17 protein-coding genes are annotated in these 16,056 nt (G+C 72.3%); 11 read left to right on the top strand and 6 right to left on the bottom strand.

Annotation, left to right across the window (positions count from 1 at the left end):
- Positions 1-113 precede the first annotated feature (113 nt).
- Together ACIA5G_RS43955 and ACIA5G_RS43950 are read left to right on the top strand one after the other, a co-directional pair.
- Complete coding sequence (locus tag ACIA5G_RS43955) at positions 114-794, top strand: response regulator transcription factor (protein WP_395934615.1); 681 nt, start codon at positions 114-116, stop codon at positions 792-794.
- Complete coding sequence (locus ACIA5G_RS43950; protein ID WP_395934613.1) at positions 791-2,095, top strand: sensor histidine kinase; 1,305 nt, start codon at positions 791-793, stop codon at positions 2,093-2,095. The genes ACIA5G_RS43955 and ACIA5G_RS43950 overlap by 4 nt, the downstream gene beginning before the upstream one ends.
- Here the strand turns inward: ACIA5G_RS43950 and ACIA5G_RS43945 are convergent.
- The 3 genes from ACIA5G_RS43945 to ACIA5G_RS43935 form a co-directional block, all read right to left on the bottom strand.
- A complete protein-coding gene (locus tag ACIA5G_RS43945) occupies positions 2,092-3,321 on the bottom strand; it encodes a DUF1501 domain-containing protein (protein WP_395934611.1) in 1,230 nt (409 codons plus the stop codon). The two genes, ACIA5G_RS43950 and ACIA5G_RS43945, sit on opposite strands and share 4 nt — an antisense overlap.
- Complete coding sequence (locus ACIA5G_RS43940; RefSeq protein ID WP_395934609.1) at positions 3,318-4,619, bottom strand: DUF1800 family protein; 1,302 nt, start codon at positions 4,617-4,619, stop codon at positions 3,318-3,320. The genes ACIA5G_RS43945 and ACIA5G_RS43940 overlap by 4 nt, the downstream gene beginning before the upstream one ends.
- A gap of 78 nt (positions 4,620-4,697) precedes the next feature.
- Entirely contained in the window at positions 4,698-6,665 is a 1,968-nt protein-coding gene (locus ACIA5G_RS43935) for a glycoside hydrolase family 31 protein (RefSeq protein WP_395934607.1), read from the bottom strand.
- Between the two features lie 151 nt (positions 6,666-6,816).
- Here ACIA5G_RS43935 and ACIA5G_RS43930 point away from each other — a divergent pair, with 151 nt between their 5' ends.
- Together ACIA5G_RS43930 and surE are read left to right on the top strand one after the other, a co-directional pair.
- Positions 6,817-7,743: a 1-phosphofructokinase family hexose kinase gene (locus tag ACIA5G_RS43930; protein WP_395934605.1), complete on the top strand. Its 927-nt coding sequence runs from the start codon at positions 6,817-6,819 to the stop codon at positions 7,741-7,743.
- Complete coding sequence (gene surE / locus ACIA5G_RS43925) at positions 7,740-8,480, top strand: 5'/3'-nucleotidase SurE (protein ID WP_395934603.1); 741 nt, start codon at positions 7,740-7,742, stop codon at positions 8,478-8,480. Before ACIA5G_RS43930 ends, surE begins: the two co-directional genes overlap by 4 nt.
- Before the next feature lie 13 nt (positions 8,481-8,493).
- On the opposite strand, the gene ACIA5G_RS43920 is transcribed toward surE, so the two are convergent.
- From ACIA5G_RS43920 to ACIA5G_RS43910, 3 genes are all read right to left on the bottom strand, one after another.
- Positions 8,494-9,666: an exo-alpha-sialidase gene (locus ACIA5G_RS43920; RefSeq protein ID WP_395934601.1), complete on the bottom strand. Its 1,173-nt coding sequence runs from the start codon at positions 9,664-9,666 to the stop codon at positions 8,494-8,496.
- Positions 9,667-9,819: 153 nt separating this feature from the next.
- Positions 9,820-10,185: a hypothetical protein gene (locus ACIA5G_RS43915; protein ID WP_395934599.1), complete on the bottom strand. Its 366-nt coding sequence runs from the start codon at positions 10,183-10,185 to the stop codon at positions 9,820-9,822.
- 1 nt (position 10,186) lies between these two features.
- Positions 10,187-11,371, bottom strand: a complete 1,185-nt coding sequence (locus ACIA5G_RS43910; RefSeq protein WP_395934597.1) for a hypothetical protein — start codon at positions 11,369-11,371, stop codon at positions 10,187-10,189.
- Positions 11,372-11,444: 73 nt separating this feature from the next.
- Between ACIA5G_RS43910 and ACIA5G_RS43905 the strand changes: the two genes are divergently transcribed.
- From ACIA5G_RS43905 to ACIA5G_RS43875, 7 genes are all read left to right on the top strand, one after another.
- Positions 11,445-12,422, top strand: coding sequence for a helix-turn-helix domain-containing protein (locus ACIA5G_RS43905; protein WP_395934595.1), 978 nt, complete (start codon positions 11,445-11,447; stop codon positions 12,420-12,422).
- Between the two features lie 101 nt (positions 12,423-12,523).
- A complete protein-coding gene (locus tag ACIA5G_RS43900; protein WP_395934593.1) occupies positions 12,524-13,000 on the top strand; it encodes a hypothetical protein in 477 nt (158 codons plus the stop codon).
- Positions 13,001-13,040: 40 nt separating this feature from the next.
- Complete coding sequence (locus ACIA5G_RS43895; protein WP_395934591.1) at positions 13,041-13,343, top strand: DUF1905 domain-containing protein; 303 nt, start codon at positions 13,041-13,043, stop codon at positions 13,341-13,343.
- A gap of 99 nt (positions 13,344-13,442) precedes the next feature.
- Positions 13,443-13,940 (top strand): YbaB/EbfC family nucleoid-associated protein, encoded by a 498-nt coding sequence (locus ACIA5G_RS43890; RefSeq protein WP_395934589.1) that lies wholly within the window; start codon positions 13,443-13,445, stop codon positions 13,938-13,940.
- A gap of 9 nt (positions 13,941-13,949) precedes the next feature.
- Positions 13,950-14,285 (top strand): hypothetical protein, encoded by a 336-nt coding sequence (locus tag ACIA5G_RS43885; RefSeq protein WP_395934587.1) that lies wholly within the window; start codon positions 13,950-13,952, stop codon positions 14,283-14,285.
- A complete protein-coding gene (locus ACIA5G_RS43880) occupies positions 14,282-15,409 on the top strand; it encodes a hypothetical protein (RefSeq protein WP_395934585.1) in 1,128 nt (375 codons plus the stop codon). The genes ACIA5G_RS43885 and ACIA5G_RS43880 overlap by 4 nt, the downstream gene beginning before the upstream one ends.
- 92 nt (positions 15,410-15,501) lie before the next feature.
- A complete protein-coding gene (locus ACIA5G_RS43875) occupies positions 15,502-16,050 on the top strand; it encodes a hypothetical protein (protein ID WP_395934583.1) in 549 nt (182 codons plus the stop codon).
- Positions 16,051-16,056 lie beyond the last annotated feature (6 nt).

Below are 16,056 nucleotides of genomic sequence, written 5' to 3'. Positions count from 1 at the left end.
GGCCGTCCCGACGGCTTCACCGACGTCGCAAGGCTCGCTTGCGGGTCAGCAGCACCAGTCCGCCGCCCTGAGCATGCACGGCCCGTTCACGGGGTGATCGCTAGGCTGGTCCGGTGGACGAGCCGACCGCGCCGCGCATCCTCGTGATCGAGGACGCCGAAGCGATCCGCGTCTCGGTGGAGACGGCGCTGGCCACCGCCGGGTTCTCGGTCCGCGCCCGGCCCGACGGCGCCGGCCTCGAGACGGAGCTCGTCCGCGCCCGCCCCGACCTGGTCGTCCTCGACGTGATGCTGCCCGGCCGCGACGGGTTCGAGCTGCTGCGGGTGATCCGGCGGCACTCGGCCGCCGGGGTGGTGATGCTGACCGCGCGTGACGGCGTCGAAGACCGGCTGCGCGGCCTCGGCGAAGGCGCGGACGACTACGTGGTCAAGCCGTTCGTGCTCGCCGAGCTCGTCGCGAGGGTGACGGCGGTGCTGCGCCGGACCGGCCGCACCCGCGCCGCCGTGGAGATCGGCGACCTGGTGGTCGACGTCGAGGGTGGCCGCGTCCGGTACGGCGCCGCCGACGTCGAGCTGACCTCGACCGAGTGGAAGCTGCTGGTCTACTTCGCGCAGCACCGCGACCGGGTGGTCGGCAAGACGCAGGTGCTCACCGCGGTGTGGGGTTACGGCGACTACGCGGCGAACCTCGTCGAGGTCAACGTGAGCACGTTGCGCCGCAAGCTCGAGGCGCACGGCCCGCGGGTGCTGCACACCGTGCGCGGCCAGGGGTACGTCCTGCGCGGCGAGCCGTGACCGGCCTGCGGACGACGTCGCTGCGCCGCCGGGTCACCGTCACCGTGCTGGTGGTGCTGGCGGTGGTGCTGATCGCCGTCGGGATCGTGGTGGACACGGTGTTCCGCGCGCAGGCCGAGCGGGACGTCAACGCCGTGCTCACCGCCCGCGTGCAGCTGGCCCAGCAGCTGGCGAAGCAGAACGTCGCCCCGCAGAACCTGCTGCGGCGCGTGGAGACGCGCGGTGTGCAGGGCTCGCTCGTGCTGCCGGACGGCACCTTCCTCGGCGCGGCGGACCTGCCCGCGGACGCGCGGATCCGGCAGGTGAAGGCGACACTGTCCGGCCCGGCGCGGATCAACGGGGCGAAGCTGACGCTCACCGCGGACGAGTCCCTCGTCGCGGCCGCCGAACAGAGCCTGCGGTGGGTGCTGCTGGCCACCGGCGTGGCGGCCCTGCTCGTGGCCGCGATCGGGTTGCTGCTGGCCGTCCGGTTCGCGCTGGCGCCCCTGGACGCGATGACACGGCTGGCCCGCTCGATCGTCTCCGGCGGCCGCGGCGGCCGGCTCGCCCCGGAGCGGACCGGCACCGAACTGGGCCGCGCGGCGGCGGCGTTCGACTCCGCGCTCGACGCGCTCGAAGGCGCCGAACGGGCGGCGCAGGCATCGGAACACCGCACCCGGCAGTTCGTCGCCGACGCCGCGCACGAGCTGCGGACGCCCCTGGCGGGGGTGCAGGCCGCCGCGGAGGCGCTGGTGCAGCAGCCGCCGGACGCGCCGGTCGAGCAGCGGGAACGGTTGCAGCTGCTGGTGGTCCGCGAGTCGCAACGGGCCGGCCGGCTGGTCGCCGACCTGCTGGACCTCGCCCGCCTCGACGCGGGAGCCGACCTCGAACGGGTGCCGGTGGCGCTGCTGGCGCTGGCTCACGCCCAGGCCGACCAGGTGCGGCTGACCGCGCCCGAAGTGGCCGTCGAGGTGCGCGGGCCGGACACGCGTGTGCTGGGTGACCCGGCGCGGCTCACGCAGATCCTGGCCAACTTGGCGGGCAACGCGGTCCGCGCGATGGCCGGCCACGGGACGCTCACCCTCGAGGTCACGGCCGACGGGATGGTGGTGACCGACACCGGGCCCGGCGTGCCGGGACCCGACCGCGAGCGGATCTTCGACCGGTTGGTGCGCCTGGACACGGCCCGCGGCGACGGCGGCGGGTCCGGGCTGGGGTTGCCGATCGCCCGGGGGTTCGCCCGGGCGCACGGTGGTGACCTTTGGTGTGAGGCCGCGCCGGGTGGGGGAGCGCGGTTCCGGCTGGCCGGGCTTTCGGCTTAGGCGAACAACCCGGCCACCCGGCCGCTGTGGCCGGGCAGCACCTGACCAGCATCAGTACCCAGCACGTCCTCCACCAGCGTCGCGTAGACGTCGCGGAAGTCCGTCGTGAGCTTCAAATCGCCGTCGTCGAGGTCGGTGAGGCTGGGCTCGGCGCCGTGGAAGCCGCCCTTGACGTCCGGGCCCAGGACGAACATCGGGCCCGCCGTGCCGTGGTCGGTGCCCTGGCTCGCGTTGGCCGCGACGCGCCTGCCGAACTCGGAGTACACCATGACCACCGCCTGCTTGCCGCGGTCGGACTTCGCGAGCCGCTGGACGAACGGGGTCAGCGCGCCGTCGAGCTCGGTGAGCAGCCGCTGCTGGGTGCCGCGCTCGTCGGCGTGCGTGTCGAACCCGCCCAGCGACACCGAGTACGCCCGCGACGGCACGCCCGCTTCGATCAGCCCGGCGACCACGTCGAGCTGCGCGGCGAGCTCTCCCTTGCGTGGCTGAGTCTTTCCTTTGTCGGACGCGGATCCGGACCCGGCCGCGCCGAGCGTCTGCACCGCGCGGTGCAGGTCGTTCACCGAACGCGCCACCCGCGCTTGCCAGAACCCTTCGCCGGGCTGCGCCGCGCCGAGACCCTGGAACGCCGCGCCGAGTGCGCCGCTCGGCAGCTTCAGCCCGCCGACCGGCAGGGACGCCGCGGCGGTCCGGGCGCCGGCGAGCAGCGGGGGCAGCACCGGGTCGACCGACACCGCGCGCAGCGGGTCGTCGCCGGTGGCGTCGAGCCAGCGGCCGAGCCAGCCGGTCGGCACCGACGTCTCCGGGGACGCGGTCTGCCAGATCGCCATCGACCGGAAGTGGCTGTGGTCCGGCTTCGGGTAACCGACACCGCGCAGCACCGCCAGCTGCCCGCCGTCCCACAGGCTCTTGAACCCCTTGAGCCCGGGGTTCAGCCCGAGCCCCTCACCGAGGTCGAGCACCTCTTCGGGTTTGTACGCCAGTTCGGCCCGGGCGTTCTGGTACGCCGGATCGCCCGCCGGGACGACGGTGTTCAGCCCGTCGTTGCCACCGTAGAGGGTGACGACGACGAGCACCCCGGCGTCCGGGTCGAGCGGGTTCTCTTGCGCGGCCGACATCAGCCGGCCCCAGTCGACCTGCGTGGCCCCGGCGGCGAGCGCCGCCGCGGCCGTCACGCCGGTCGCGGTGAGGAACCGGCGTCGGTTCACCTGCTGCACGATCGTCACCCGCTCACTGTGAATTCGGGGGCACAAGCGGCCACTGTGGACAGTTGACGCACGTTGCCGGCGACCCCCGCCAGCGCCGCGCGGGTGCGGCCGGACCAGCTGTCGACCCCTAGGAGGTCGCCGATCGCGGCGATCTTGTCGCGGGCCTTCGTCACCGCGCCGAGGTCGGCGTGCTCGGCGACCAGCTGCGCGACGTGCAGCCGCGCCACACCCGCCGACGTCGTCAGCCAGGCGCCGCCCGCCGCCCAGCCCCCGACGCTGGGCGGCTGGAACGGCACCTGCCCCATCCCGCGCAGCCCGGTCAGCAGCTGCGCACGGGTCTTCTCGTCGAGCGAACCGGGCCGGACGCCGAGCGCGCGCAGCAGCCCGGCGAGCCATTCGACCGGCTGCTTGACCAGCGACGTCGCGCTGTCGCGGAAGGCCGGCTCGTCGGTGATCGCCCGCAGCAGCGCCCGGATGTCGCGGCGGCTGCCGTAGGCGGCGACCAGGCGGTTGAGGGTGTCCGGCGCCGGCGGGGTCGCGGACACGAGCCGGAACCAGACCCGGCCGGCCACGAACGGCGCCGACTCCGGCCGGCCCAGCACGAGGTCCACAAAGGACTGGGCGGAGAAGTCGCCGTCGGCGCCCAGGATGTGCTTGACACCGTTGTCGTGCCGCTTCGCGACCAGCTGCGCGGTGCCGGAGTCGCGCTTGGCGGTCCAGCCGGTGAGGGCCCGCGCGGCTTCGCGGACGTCGTCCTCGGAGTAGTGCCCGACACCGAGGCCGAACAGCTCCATGAACTCGCGGGCGAGGTTCTCGTTCGGCTTGCCCGCCTTGTTGCTGTTGCCGTCGAGCCACAGCAGCAGAGCCGGGTCGACGACCATCGCGCGGGCGAGGTCGGTGAAGCTGCCGAGGGCGTGCTCGCGCTGGGTCCGGTTCTGCGCGAGCATCAGCTGCGGGCTGCGGACCTTCTGCTCGCTGGTCGCGAAGTGGCCGTGCCAGAACCAGGTGAGCCGTTCCACCGACGAGACGTCGGCGGCGGCCATCCGGTCCAGCCACCAGCCCACGGCCTGCGTGGCCTGCGCCTGCAGTTGCTTCTTCGCCGCTTGCTTCGCGCCCTGGTCGGCGTTCTTGCCGGGTTTGTCCGGCGGCGTGGCGAGCTCGGGCATCGGCGTCGCGGCCGCCCCGGCGTCCGGTCCGCCGGACAGCAGCCGGTCGCGGGTCTCGGCGAACCCCCGGTCGAGGTCACCCGGGCGCGGCCCGAAGCCGAGCCGGTCGTGCAGCCGCCGGACGGCCGCTCGTTCGGAGAGCACCACCATGCCCCTGATCCTGCTTCGCGGACCCGGCTCACCGCGACGGCTGACGGCGTTTCTTAAGCCGATCCACAGCCGCGGGCTTCAGCGGGACAAAGCGGCGACCAGCCCGGCGGCTCCCGGCGCGCCCAGCCGCACGAACATCGGCGTGACGTCGAGCGGCGCGGCATAGTCGTGCAGGGTCCGCCCGCCGAGCTCGACCCGCTTGGTGTGCGGGTCGAACCAGAGCCCGGCCGGCAGCACCACGTCACGCGAAGTGCCGGCGGAGATCATCGGCGCGGCCAGCAGGGCCGGGCCGAGCAGCCACTCGTCGTCGATCGTGTCGAAGCGGTGGTCACGCGGGAAGTCGAAGAACACCGGCCGCATGATCGGGGTCCCGTCCGCGACCGCCTGGTTCACCTGCGTCTTCAGGTAGCCGGCCAGCTTCGAGTGCGTCCGGACGGCGTCGGCGTAGCGCTCCGCGGTGCCGGCGGGGTAGGTCACCGGCTGCCCGGTCGTGGTGTCGACGGTGGTCACCGGGGACGTCGAGGAGTACATGAGCGGCATCAGCGACGCCGCCTGCGCCCAGCGCACGAGCACTTCCGGCGTGGGCGGCGGTTCACTGTTGGAGCCGCCGATCATGTCCGTCTCGACGAAGGGGTAACCGTCGGTGGAGATGACCGAGGCCCGGCGGACGGACGTGCGGAGGCCGTCCCAGGTGGTGTCCGCGTCCACCGCCCGGATCACGAAGCCGTAGCGCTGGGTGCCCCAGTGGGTGCGGATGCCGGCGCCCTGCTGGTCGAACGCGTCGGTCATGTCCGCGCCGAGCCGCTGGTAGTCCTGCGGGGTCAGGCCGTTCGAGGTGGCGCAGCTGTCGTCGAAGAACCGGGTGTCGAACTTGAAGCCGTCGACGCCGTAGCTCGCCATGAGGGCACGCAGGTTGCCGGTGTACCAGGCACGCGCCTGCGGGTTGCCGAGGTCGATGATGCCCGCGGTGCCGTTCCACCACTTGACCGTGCACGGTTCGGCGCCGGTCTTGGCGCGCAGCAGGTAGCCGTGGTCCCTGGCGTAGGCGTAGTTCGCCGAGTCGAGGTTGATCCAGAACGTCGTCCACAGCCCGAACTTCTGGCCCATCCCGTGGATGTCGTCCACGAGCTTCTTCGGGTCCGGGAACGTCTTCGCGTCGAAGGTCAGGTTGCCGTAGTTCGACTCCCACTTGTCGTCGAGCTGCACGGTGTGCCCGGCGACGTTCGCGGCCTTGAGGTCGCGCGCCCACGCCACGACCTTGTCCTGGTCGATGTTCCGGTAGTACTGCGCCCACGAGTTCCACAGTGGACTGGCGTATTCGGCGTCGGTGGCGTCGCTCTTCCGCGGCTTGCCGACCTCGCCGACGTAGTCGTCGTAGACCGCGCGGCGGCTCGATTCGACGAACACCGTGCTCGAGAAGTCGGCCGAGCCGGTGACGGCGAGATCGGCGCGCCCGGTCGCCAGCGCGACCTTCATCGGCTGCGCGGTGCGGACGAAGACGCCGACCGACTTCGACGTCGAGAAGTACGGCTCCTGCATCATGTAGCTGGCGGGGGAGAACTCGGGCTCGTCCACCACACCGGCCGAAAGCGGGTAGGGCTGCGTCTTGCCTTCGCTGGTCTCCCCGCCGCCGTACCAGTGCCCGGACGTCGCCAGGTCGAAGTGCGTGGCGCGGTCGCCCGGCGGTTCGCCGCCGACCGACCAGCTGAGGTCGAAACGGTCCGCTTTCGGCGTCAACCGCAAGGTCACGGGCTTGCCGGCGGTGCTGTCGGCCTCGGCGACGAGCGTGTCACCCTGCTTCACGACGGAACGCACCCGCGTGGCCACTCCGCCGGCGAAGGTGAAGGCGTCGGGGGCCGTGCGCAGCACCTGCTCGCCGTCGCGGGAGACGCTGATGCCGAGGTGCGCGGTGGTGATGCGCAGCTGGTAGCCGGGGGCGTCACCGCTGCGCGGGATCAGAACCGACGCCTGCTGAGCCGCCACGGCCGGGCCGGCTCCGGCGAGCAGCAGGCCCACGATCCCCAACGCCAGTTTGCCTCGATGCACCCGAGCCTCCAGTAAGTGCGAGAAGTTGCTCGTTAATGCGCTGGAACGCGCAGGAGTAAGCAGACAGGGTGACAGGCTTGGTTGTCAAGGGTGCCCGGCGCGGTAGAGCGGCGACAAGTTACAGAAGGGGCTAAACGGGTATATCGGGCATATGACAAAGGGTCGTGTGACGGTCTTCGCGCCGTCTCCTGAACTGACGGTGACGGTGGAAGACCTCGAGGGTGCGCCGGACGTGCACATCCACGCGGGTGGCCAAGGGGTGTGGCAGTCCCGGATGGTCGGGTCGCTGGGTGCGGAAGCGGTGCTGTGCTGCGCGCTCGGCGGCGAGACCGGGCAGGTCCTGCGGCAGCTGATCGGGGTGGAGCTGCGGGTGCGTGACGTCAATGCGCGCAATGGCGCCTACGTGCACGACCGCCGGGAAGGCGAGCGGGACCAGGTGGTGCGGATGGCCGCGGACGCGTTGTCCCGGCACGAGCTCGACGACCTCTACGAGCTGACGCTGGTCGAATGCCTGCGTTCGGACGTCGCGGTGCTCAGCGGCCCGGCGGCCGACGACGCGCCGGTGCCCGACGTGGTTTACGAGCGGCTGACCCGCGACATCGGCACGCACGGCGGCCGGGTGGTCGTGGACCTGTCCGGGGGCCGGCTGGCGCGGGCGCTCGAAGGCGGGCCGGAGGTGGTGAAGGTCAGCCACGAGGAGCTGGTGGCGGACGGGATGGCGGTGTCGGACGCGCTGCCGGACCTGGCCGCCGGGTGCCGGAAGGTGGCGTCATACGGGGCCCGGGCGGTTGTCGTGTCCCGCGCCGCCGAGGACACGCTCGCGCTGCTCGAGGACGAGTTCTACCTCGTGCGGTCGCCCGCGCTGACCCCGGTCGACACCCGCGGCGGCGGCGATTCGATGACCGCCGGGCTGGCGGTCGCGCTGGCCCAGGGCGGATCCTTGCGGGACGCGGTCGAACTGGGCGCCGCGGCGGGCGCGGTCAACGTCACCCGGCACGGCCTCGGCTCCGGCAGCGGCGAGGTGGTGCGCGAACTGGCCGGCCGGGTACGGCTCGAGCGCTGGGAGGACGACGCATGAGGGTGCTGGTCACCAACGACGACGGCATCAACGCCCCAGGGCTGATCGCGCTGGCCCGCGGCGCGCACGCGCACGGCTGGGACGTCGTCGTCGCGGCGCCCGCTCATGAAGCCAGTGGCACCAGCGCCGGCCTGACCGCCGCGGGGGACATGCGGCGGGTCGCCGTCGAGCGGCGCGAGCTGCCCGGCCTCCCCGGTGTTCCGGCGCACGCCGTCGCCGCCCACCCCGGCTTCATCGCCCTGGTGGCGGCGCAGGGCGCGTTCGGGGACCCGCCGGACATCGTGCTCTCCGGGGTGAACCGCGGCGCGAACGTCGGACGTGCGGTGCTGCACTCGGGCACCGTCGGGGCTGCGCTGACGGCGTCGATCAACGGCGCCCGCGCGATGGCGGTCTCCCTCGACGTCTCCCTCGACGCCGAGGAAGGCACCCACTGGGACACCGCGGTCACCGTCGCCGCCGGGCTGTTCGACCGGCTCGCGGCGCTGCCCGCCGGGGCTGTGCTGAACCTGAACGTGCCCGACCGCGCCGAGGTCGACGTCCCCAAGCAGGCGACGCTTGCCGAGTTCGGTGCGGTGCGGAGCCGGATCGAAGACACCGGCGACGGCGCGATCGCCCTGACCGCGGTGCTGGTCGAGGGCGAACTGCCGCCGGGCAGCGACGCCGCCCTGCTGGCCGAGGGCCACCCGACCGTCACCGCGCTGCGGTCGGTCGCCGAAGATCCCGGGCTGACCCTGTGACGAACGCGCTGACTCAGCCGACCTGGGTCAGCGGGATCCGCTGGAACACGATGGTTTCGTACGGCCCGGCCGTGCCCGTCTCGTACAGCAGCCCGACGGTCGCCGGGTCGGCTTGGACGAGGTCGGAGTACGCCGCCGGGCCGGTGGTCAGCGTGCGGCCCGGCCGCCAGGTGTGCCCGCGGTCCGTGCTCAGCCGCAGCTGCATCACCGTGCGCGTCGCGGGGTCGGCCGGGCCGGAATACAGCACCAGCCACGGGAGCGTCGTCTGCAGCACGCTGCCCTCGACCTTCGTCCCCGACACCGACGGCTGCACCTGGTACGGCCGGACCAGCGTCTTGCCGCCGTCGACGCTGTAACCGTCGACGCGATGCTCGGCCGCGGAACCCTGGTTGCGGCTGGAGAAGTAGAGCGTGCCGTCGGGCAGCTCGGTCGCCGTCGTCTCGTTCGCGGCGACGACCCCGTCGGTGCGGTCGTCGGTGAAGCCGATGTGCCAGGTGCGCCCGTTGTCGTCGCTGTAGAGGTCGTGACCGCCGTAGTACTTCGCCTCGGTGCCGACGTCGGTGGAGCCGGCGGGCGGCGAGCTCGAGTGGTTGGCGGGCACCACGATCCGGCCCGCGTGCGGGCCGTGCCGCAGCAGCGTGGCGTGCCCGGGGCCGGTGGCGTACCAGCGCCAGCCCGGCAGCTTCGTGTCCGCGGTGATGTCGCGCGCGGCGCTCCAGGTGCGGCCGTTGTCGCCGCTGCGCTGGACGAACACGCGGCGGGTGTCCTGGTCGGACGCCTCGCCGGACATGATCTGCTTCTCCGAGACGAGTCCGTTGTGGACGGTCAGCAGCACCAGGTCGCCGTTGCGGGCGAGGACCGGGGTGGGGTTGCCGGCCGTCGCGTCTCCGTTGCTGGTCACCACGGACAGGGCGCCCCAGGTGCAGCCGCCGTCGCGGGAGCTCCGCGAGACCGTCTGGATGGCGCCCGAGTCGCCCGCCGAGTCGCGCCGGCCTTCCGCGAACGCCACCAGTGCGCCGTTCGCCGCGCGCACCACCGCGGGGATGCGGAAGGTGTCGTAGCCCTCGGTGCCGGAGGTGAACGGCACGGACGACGTGCAGCCGTGGGCGGGTGCGGCCGAGGCCGCCGGGGTGAGGGGCAGCCAGACTGCGGCCGCCGCCAGCAAAATCGTGCCGAACCTGCGCATCGGTGACACCGGTTCCGCCTCCTCGCTGAGGGGATGAGGGAGAGGACATGGGATGTCCGACGTCCTATGTCCCGACAACCTAAGAGGCGGCTGCGCGTTCGTCAAGGAGCACGCTCGGCAGCGGATCGGCCACGGAGCGAGAGGAGCCGGCGGTCACCAGCCGGACTTCATGAACCCGCCGTCGTAGTCGTGCTCGTCGTCCTCGGGATCGGCTTCCGGTTCCGAAAGATCGGCGGCCGCGAGCGCCGCGATCTCCTCCCGGGTCCGCGCCTGCGCACCGTCGAGAGCGGCCTGCCGCTCCTCCTCGGGCAGCGCGTGCCATTCGTCGATCCCCGCCCGTGCCGCGTCGAGCGTCTCTTCACTCAGGTACGAGCGGTACAGCAGATCCGTCGGTTTCGCCCGGCCCGCCAGGACGTCGCGGGCGAAGTCGGCCAGGTCGCCCTCGCCGCGAGCCAGCAGCACCATCTGGTTGTGCCGGGCGAGCCGGCCCTGCTCGGTGCGCCACGGTGAAACTTCCATGTCACGTCCCCGGGTGCTTGTACGGTTCGCCCGGCCAGGCCTTGGCGGCGACTTCGCCGTTGCCCGCCACCAGTTCCGAGATCGAAGCGACGGTGTGCGCCACCATGTTCAGTGTGTCGATGGCGGTGCGCAGCTGCGTCACCTCGGTCATGATCCCGGCGATCGCCTGGCGCACGGACTCGCCGTCGCCGAGGCCGGCGATGCCCAGCAGGAACAGCTCCAGGGCCTTGCCGAGCTTGAGGATCTTGCCGAGCAGGGCGTCGAGGAGCCCCTCGAGCGCGATGTCGAGCGCCTGCATCGCGTCGTACGCGGCACGGGCGAAGTTCTTGATCTTCGCACCGGCTTCGGTGCAGAACTTGGCGTGTTCCGCGCAGGCGTAGGAGTAGTCGGTCAGCCAGGCGCGCGCGGCTTCGCCGGCGTGGCCGGTCCAGCGTTCCTGGATGCCGTAGCGGCCGCGGTCGATGTTCTGCTTGATCTTGTCGAACGCGAGCCCGGTGTCCTCGAAGACCATGCCCTGCCGCAGCAGCGCGTCCCAGTCGCCGGCCACCAGCTTCTCGACGACGGTCAGCAGGTCGATCCCGACCAGCTTGGTCAGCAGGCCGCGTGCCGACCCGGAGATCGACGCGCCGCCCGCGATCTCGTCGGCGATGCGCTGCACCTCGATGTTCCAGCCGCCGAACGCGTCCTCGCCCGGATTGTCCGGGCCGGTGTACTCGAGCTCGGGGTGCCGCGGGTTCCGGGACGCGTTGTCGAAGTCGGTGAAGGCCGCCGCGGTTTCGGGGGAGGCGACGTCGTCGGCCGCGACCCGTTCGGACAGCGCGTCCGGATAGGACGCATCGGCCTTCGCGGCGGCCTCGTGGTCGGTCTCGCGGTACAGCTTCGCGACGGCGACGAGCGTGGTGTCGTAGGCGTGCGCGAGCGACTCGGCCTTGCCCCCGTTGGCGACGGCGAGCTCCTGCCACCGGTCGAGCGGCGCGGCGAGCTTGCCGAGCAGCCCCTCACCCCACTCGTTCGGGCCGGCGGTGGCGGCCGCGCGGTAGAGCCCGGCCGCGGAGCCGGCCCGCCCGGCCAGCGCGCCGAGCTTCTGGATCGCGTCCGGGTCGGCCCGGAAATTGCTGCTGATGGTCGTCTCCCGAATCCGTTCGAATAGTGGGAGCGTACGGCGGATTCCGCGGAATTCCCACACTAAACCATTCCGGCTCGTCGCGCGTGGACCAAAGGGGAGTTCTGGTCGATTCGCCGGGCGTACCATCGGCCTCGTGATCGAGCTGGTGCTCGGGACGCTCGACCTGGCGAAGGTGTGGTTCGCCCGCTCGCCGATGGAAGAGCTCCGCAACAGTGTCTACGTGCTAGCAGGCCGGCGGGGCGGGGACCTGCACCGTCCGTGGGTGACGATGGCCCGGTCCCGGCTGGCCGGCGTGGACCTCACCGTGCTGTGCTCGCTGCTGTCGATCGACCACGGTTTTCCCGGCTTCATGAATCCGCTGACGCGGGCCGGGGAAACGTTCGGCGAACAGCTCGAACGCGTGCGCGCCACCGACGCCGCCGGCGTCCGGTGCTATTTCGACGAAGTGTGGGCTCCCGCCGAAATCCCGCCCGTGCTGCGGCCGCTGCACGACGATCCGGAACGGGCGCTCGGGCCGTTCTGCGATCTGCTCGGCGAGTATTGGCGAGCCGCGATCGAGCCGGTGTGGCCGCGGCTCTGTTCGCTGCACGAAGCCGATTTCGCCCACCGGTCGGCGACGCTGACCAGCGGCGGGCTCGCCCGCCTCTTCGACGACCTGCACCCCCAGCTCGAGTACGCGGGCGACCGGCTCCGCGTGCTCCTGCCGCACCACGACGTCCGGCACACCGTCAACGGGGTGGGTGTGCTGCTCAAGCCGAGTGCGTTCATCTGGCCGAGGATCAGCGTCTGCGACGGCCGGGACCAGGTCTCGATCGGCTACCCCGCACGCGGCGTCGGCCGGCTGTGGGAAACCGCGCCGGCCGTGGCGCGGGCACCGCTGGCGGACCTGGTCGGCCGCAGCCGGGCGGCGCTGCTCGCCCTGCTCGACCTGCCCCGCTCGACCACGGAGCTCGCCGAGCAGCTCGGCGTCACGGCCGCGACGGTCAGCGAGCACCTCGCCGTGCTCCGGCTGAACAACCTGGTCCGCTCCCGCCGCGTCGGCCGGGTTGTGCTCTACGAACGAACCCCGCGTGGCGCCGGCCTGCTGCACGACGATTCGGCCGTCCCCTGATCGTCGCGCCCCGCGGCCGGCGCGACGACGATCGGGCCACGGGGACCGGGAGGTGCGGGATGCGCGGGTCGGGCAGACGGACGGAAGTGGCGGACGCGGTGGTGCGCATCATCGTTCGGGACGGGCTGACCGGGGTGACCGCGTCGGCCGTCGCCGCGGAGGCACGGCGACCGCGGGACTGGGCGGCGCAGCACGCCGCCGGCGAGGAGCTGCTGCTGCGGCTGACGCTCACGAACACCGTCGACGCCCTCGACCGGCGGATCGCCGCTGTCCGGGGCGAAGCCGGTCTGCTCGGCACGCTGGCCGGGCAGCGGGTGCCGGACCTCGCCGGGCGCCGGCCGTGGCTGGGCCTGCTGGTCCGCTCGGCCGCGGGCCCGGATCTCGCCGATCCGGTGCGCCGGCGCTTCGGCGCGGCCCACCAGGACTTGTGTGCTCGTGCCGCCACCGCCGAACCGGGCCCCGGGCACGAGGCCCGCGTGACGTCGGCATTGGTCGACGGCCTCACGGCCCACGTGCTGATCGGCGCGTGCACACCCCGTGAAGCGGCCGAGGTCCTGGCTGTGCACCGGGGACGGTGACGCGGGAAGAACTGTCGGTGCCCCGTGTGACACTGGCCGGGTGAACTTCGTGTTCGAGGCCGAGCTGTGGGAGTGGGACGCCCGGCGCACCGAGAGCTGGACCTTCGTGAGCCTGCCCGTCGACGCCTCGGAGGAGATCCGGGAGATCGCCGCCGGGCCGCGGCGGGGCTTCGGGGCGGTGCGGGTCCGGGTACGCGTGGGGACGACCAGCTGGCGGACGTCGATCTTCCCGGACAGCGGGCGCGGCGGTTACGTGCTGCCCGTCAAGCGCGCCGTCCGGAAGGCCGAGGGCCTCGAAATCGGGGACAGCCTGACCGTGACCCTCGAGCTCCTCAACGCCTGACCGGCCCCGATACCGCGCGATCAGTCGAATTGAGGTCTTCGGACGCACGAATCTGTCATGATGCGGCCACTGTCCGACCTATCGCGCAAGGGAGACACGATGTCCGCCCAGATGGACGAGCTGATCGCCCAGTTCGAGAACTTCCGGGCCAAGGTGCGGCAGGCCGAGGCCCGCTTCGCCGACGTCGGTGACATGCAGGAGCGGGTCGCCCAGGTCTCGACCACCGTCACCTCGCCGGACGGCACCGTCACGGTGACCGCGGGCGCCGGCGGGACCGTCACCGACGTCCGGCTCACCGCGGGCGCCATGCGCGTCGAAGCGGGCCAGCTGTCCGCGACGATCATGAACACCATCCGCCGGGCGGTGGCCGGCGCCGTGCAGCAGCAGGCCGGGATCGTCGACGAGACCTTCGGTGACACGCTCGGTGTCGACGTCTCCGCGCAGGTGCGCGAGGCCCAGACCGAAGCGTTCGGAACCGCGGCGGCCGAACCCGCGTCGGAACCGCAGCCGCGAACCCCGTCGCGGCCCGTTCGCCGGCCCCGGGGCGGGGACGACGACTACTTCGACGACCAGGGCCCCATCCTCCGCCGATCCTAGGGAGCCGCGATGCCAGACGGAATTCAGACGAACATCGGGGCGATCTCCGCCTACGCCCGCCAGCTCCCGTTCTACGAGCAGGAGGCGGAGAAGTTCGGCGCCAAGATCGACGCCGCCGACGTCACGAACGAGGCGTGGGGCCTGGTCGGCCTCTTCGCCAAGCAGGGGTACACCGACCGCCTCACCGAACTGCGCTCCCTGCTCACCGACCTCAAGGACGGCGTGGACGGCTTCACCGCCAAGCTGACCAAGGCCGCGGAGCTGTACCAGGGCATGGAAGACGCCGGCGTCGTCACCTTCGGCCGGTACGAGGCGCAGATCGACGCGGTGGGGAAGGGCGAATGACCGAGCCGAAGAAGAGCATCGCCGACGCGCTGGACGTCGAGGCCTACGACGAGAGCACCGGCGCGAACCTCGACCGCGCGGCCGGGTACGTGCCGGTGGCGGGCACCGCCTACAAGGCGGGCAAGTCCATCGGCGAGCACGCCCAGCAGGCGGGCCAGGCGGATAACATCGGCGAGCTGGCCTCCGCGGGCGGCGCGCTGGTCGGCGACGGCGCGGCGTTCGTCGGCGCCGCCGCGGGCGACATGGTCACCTTCGCGATGGACCCGATCGGCTGGCTGGTCAGCCACGGGCTGAACATGCTGCTCGAGCTGGTCCAGCCGCTGCAGGACGCGCTGCACCAGGTCACCGGGGACGGCCCGGCGATCGGGCACGCGTCGGAAAACTTCGTCACCATCGCGCAGGGCTTCGTCGCGCTCGCCGACGACTTCGAGAAGACCGGCGACACCGCGCTGGCCGAGTGGGTGGACGACGCCGGCAACGCGGCGAAGGAAGCGCTCGGCGACTTCTCCTCGGGCATCCGCGGGATCGGCTCGGCCGCCGGTTCGGTGGCCGAGGTGCTGCAGATGTGGTCGATGGTCATGGTGGTCATCGAAGAGGTGATCAAGGGGATCATCACCGAGCTGGTGTCCTGGCTGATCACGCTCTGGCTGCCCGCGCTGGCCGCGTCGGTGATCAGCTTCGGCGGCTCGGTCGCCGCCGCGATGACCGCGTCCATCGCCAAGGCCGCCAGCGTGCTGCAGAAGGTCACCCGCTACCTGGGCAAGTTCGGCAAGCTGCTCGACACCTTCATGGAGTTCCTGGTGAAGTACTCCGGGAAGCTGGAGGTGTTCACCCGGAAGCTGCGCCTCGGCGTGATGCCCGGCGAGACGAAGTTCGGCTTCGGCGCGGCCGCGCAGGGGTTCCAGCCGAGCAACCGGGTGCTCACCACGATGTTCGGCACTTCGGCCGGGGTCAAGCCGTTCCTCGCCGGTGCGGGCGTCAAGGCGGGCATCGGCGCCGGCAAGGGCGCCTTCGCCGAAGGCAAGGACGCCGTCACGCCCGAAGGAGACGAACCGTGGTTCGACAAGAGCGAGATCGGCGGGGACCGGAGCCCGGAGGAGACCCGGAAGGACCTCGACATCTGACCGACCGGGCGGCCGGGCTCCAGGCCAGTGCCGAGCACTGGGCGGAGGAGGCTCAGGTCCGTCCCGGGTTCCGGGAACGCGTCGAGGAGCTGATGCGCGCGCGGTGGCAGGAGCCGGTCATCGTGCTGCGCCTCGGCGACACCGACCTGGGCTTCGACGTGCCCGGCCGCCGCAACGACGGCTCGGTCGAGGGCGAGCAGCTCGGCCGGCAGGCCTTCCGGAACGTCCTGCGCGGGATCGGCACGGCGGTGTTTTCCGTCTTCGCCCTGGCGAACGGTGGCGCTCCGGGGCGACTGTCCCAGCGGGAGGTCCGCGTTTCGGGCCCGGCGGACGCGATGGCGCTCGAACCGGCCGATCGGCTCCTGACGGCGAAGGGGCCGTGGCTGGTGTGCGCACCCTCGGGTGTCGCGGTGGTGGACACCGGGACGACGTTCACCGACCCCGCGGACGCGCCCGAGCCGCAGGTCGTCTGGGAGGCGCGCGGACCGCAGGCGCCCGAGCTCAGCCTGCGCAAGCGGACCCTGACGTGGCCGGACGGTTCGGTCCTGCGATTCCCGCTGCACCGCCGCACCGAAGACCAGCACCTGAAGAAGTTCCTCGAATTCCCGGACGTCGTCCACTGGACCGGGCGACCCGGATAACCGGAC

Source organism: Amycolatopsis sp. NPDC051758, assembly GCF_044453095.1.
Classification (GTDB): domain Bacteria; phylum Actinomycetota; class Actinomycetes; order Mycobacteriales; family Pseudonocardiaceae; genus Amycolatopsis.
This window is presented reverse-complemented; position numbering and strand designations above follow the sequence as displayed.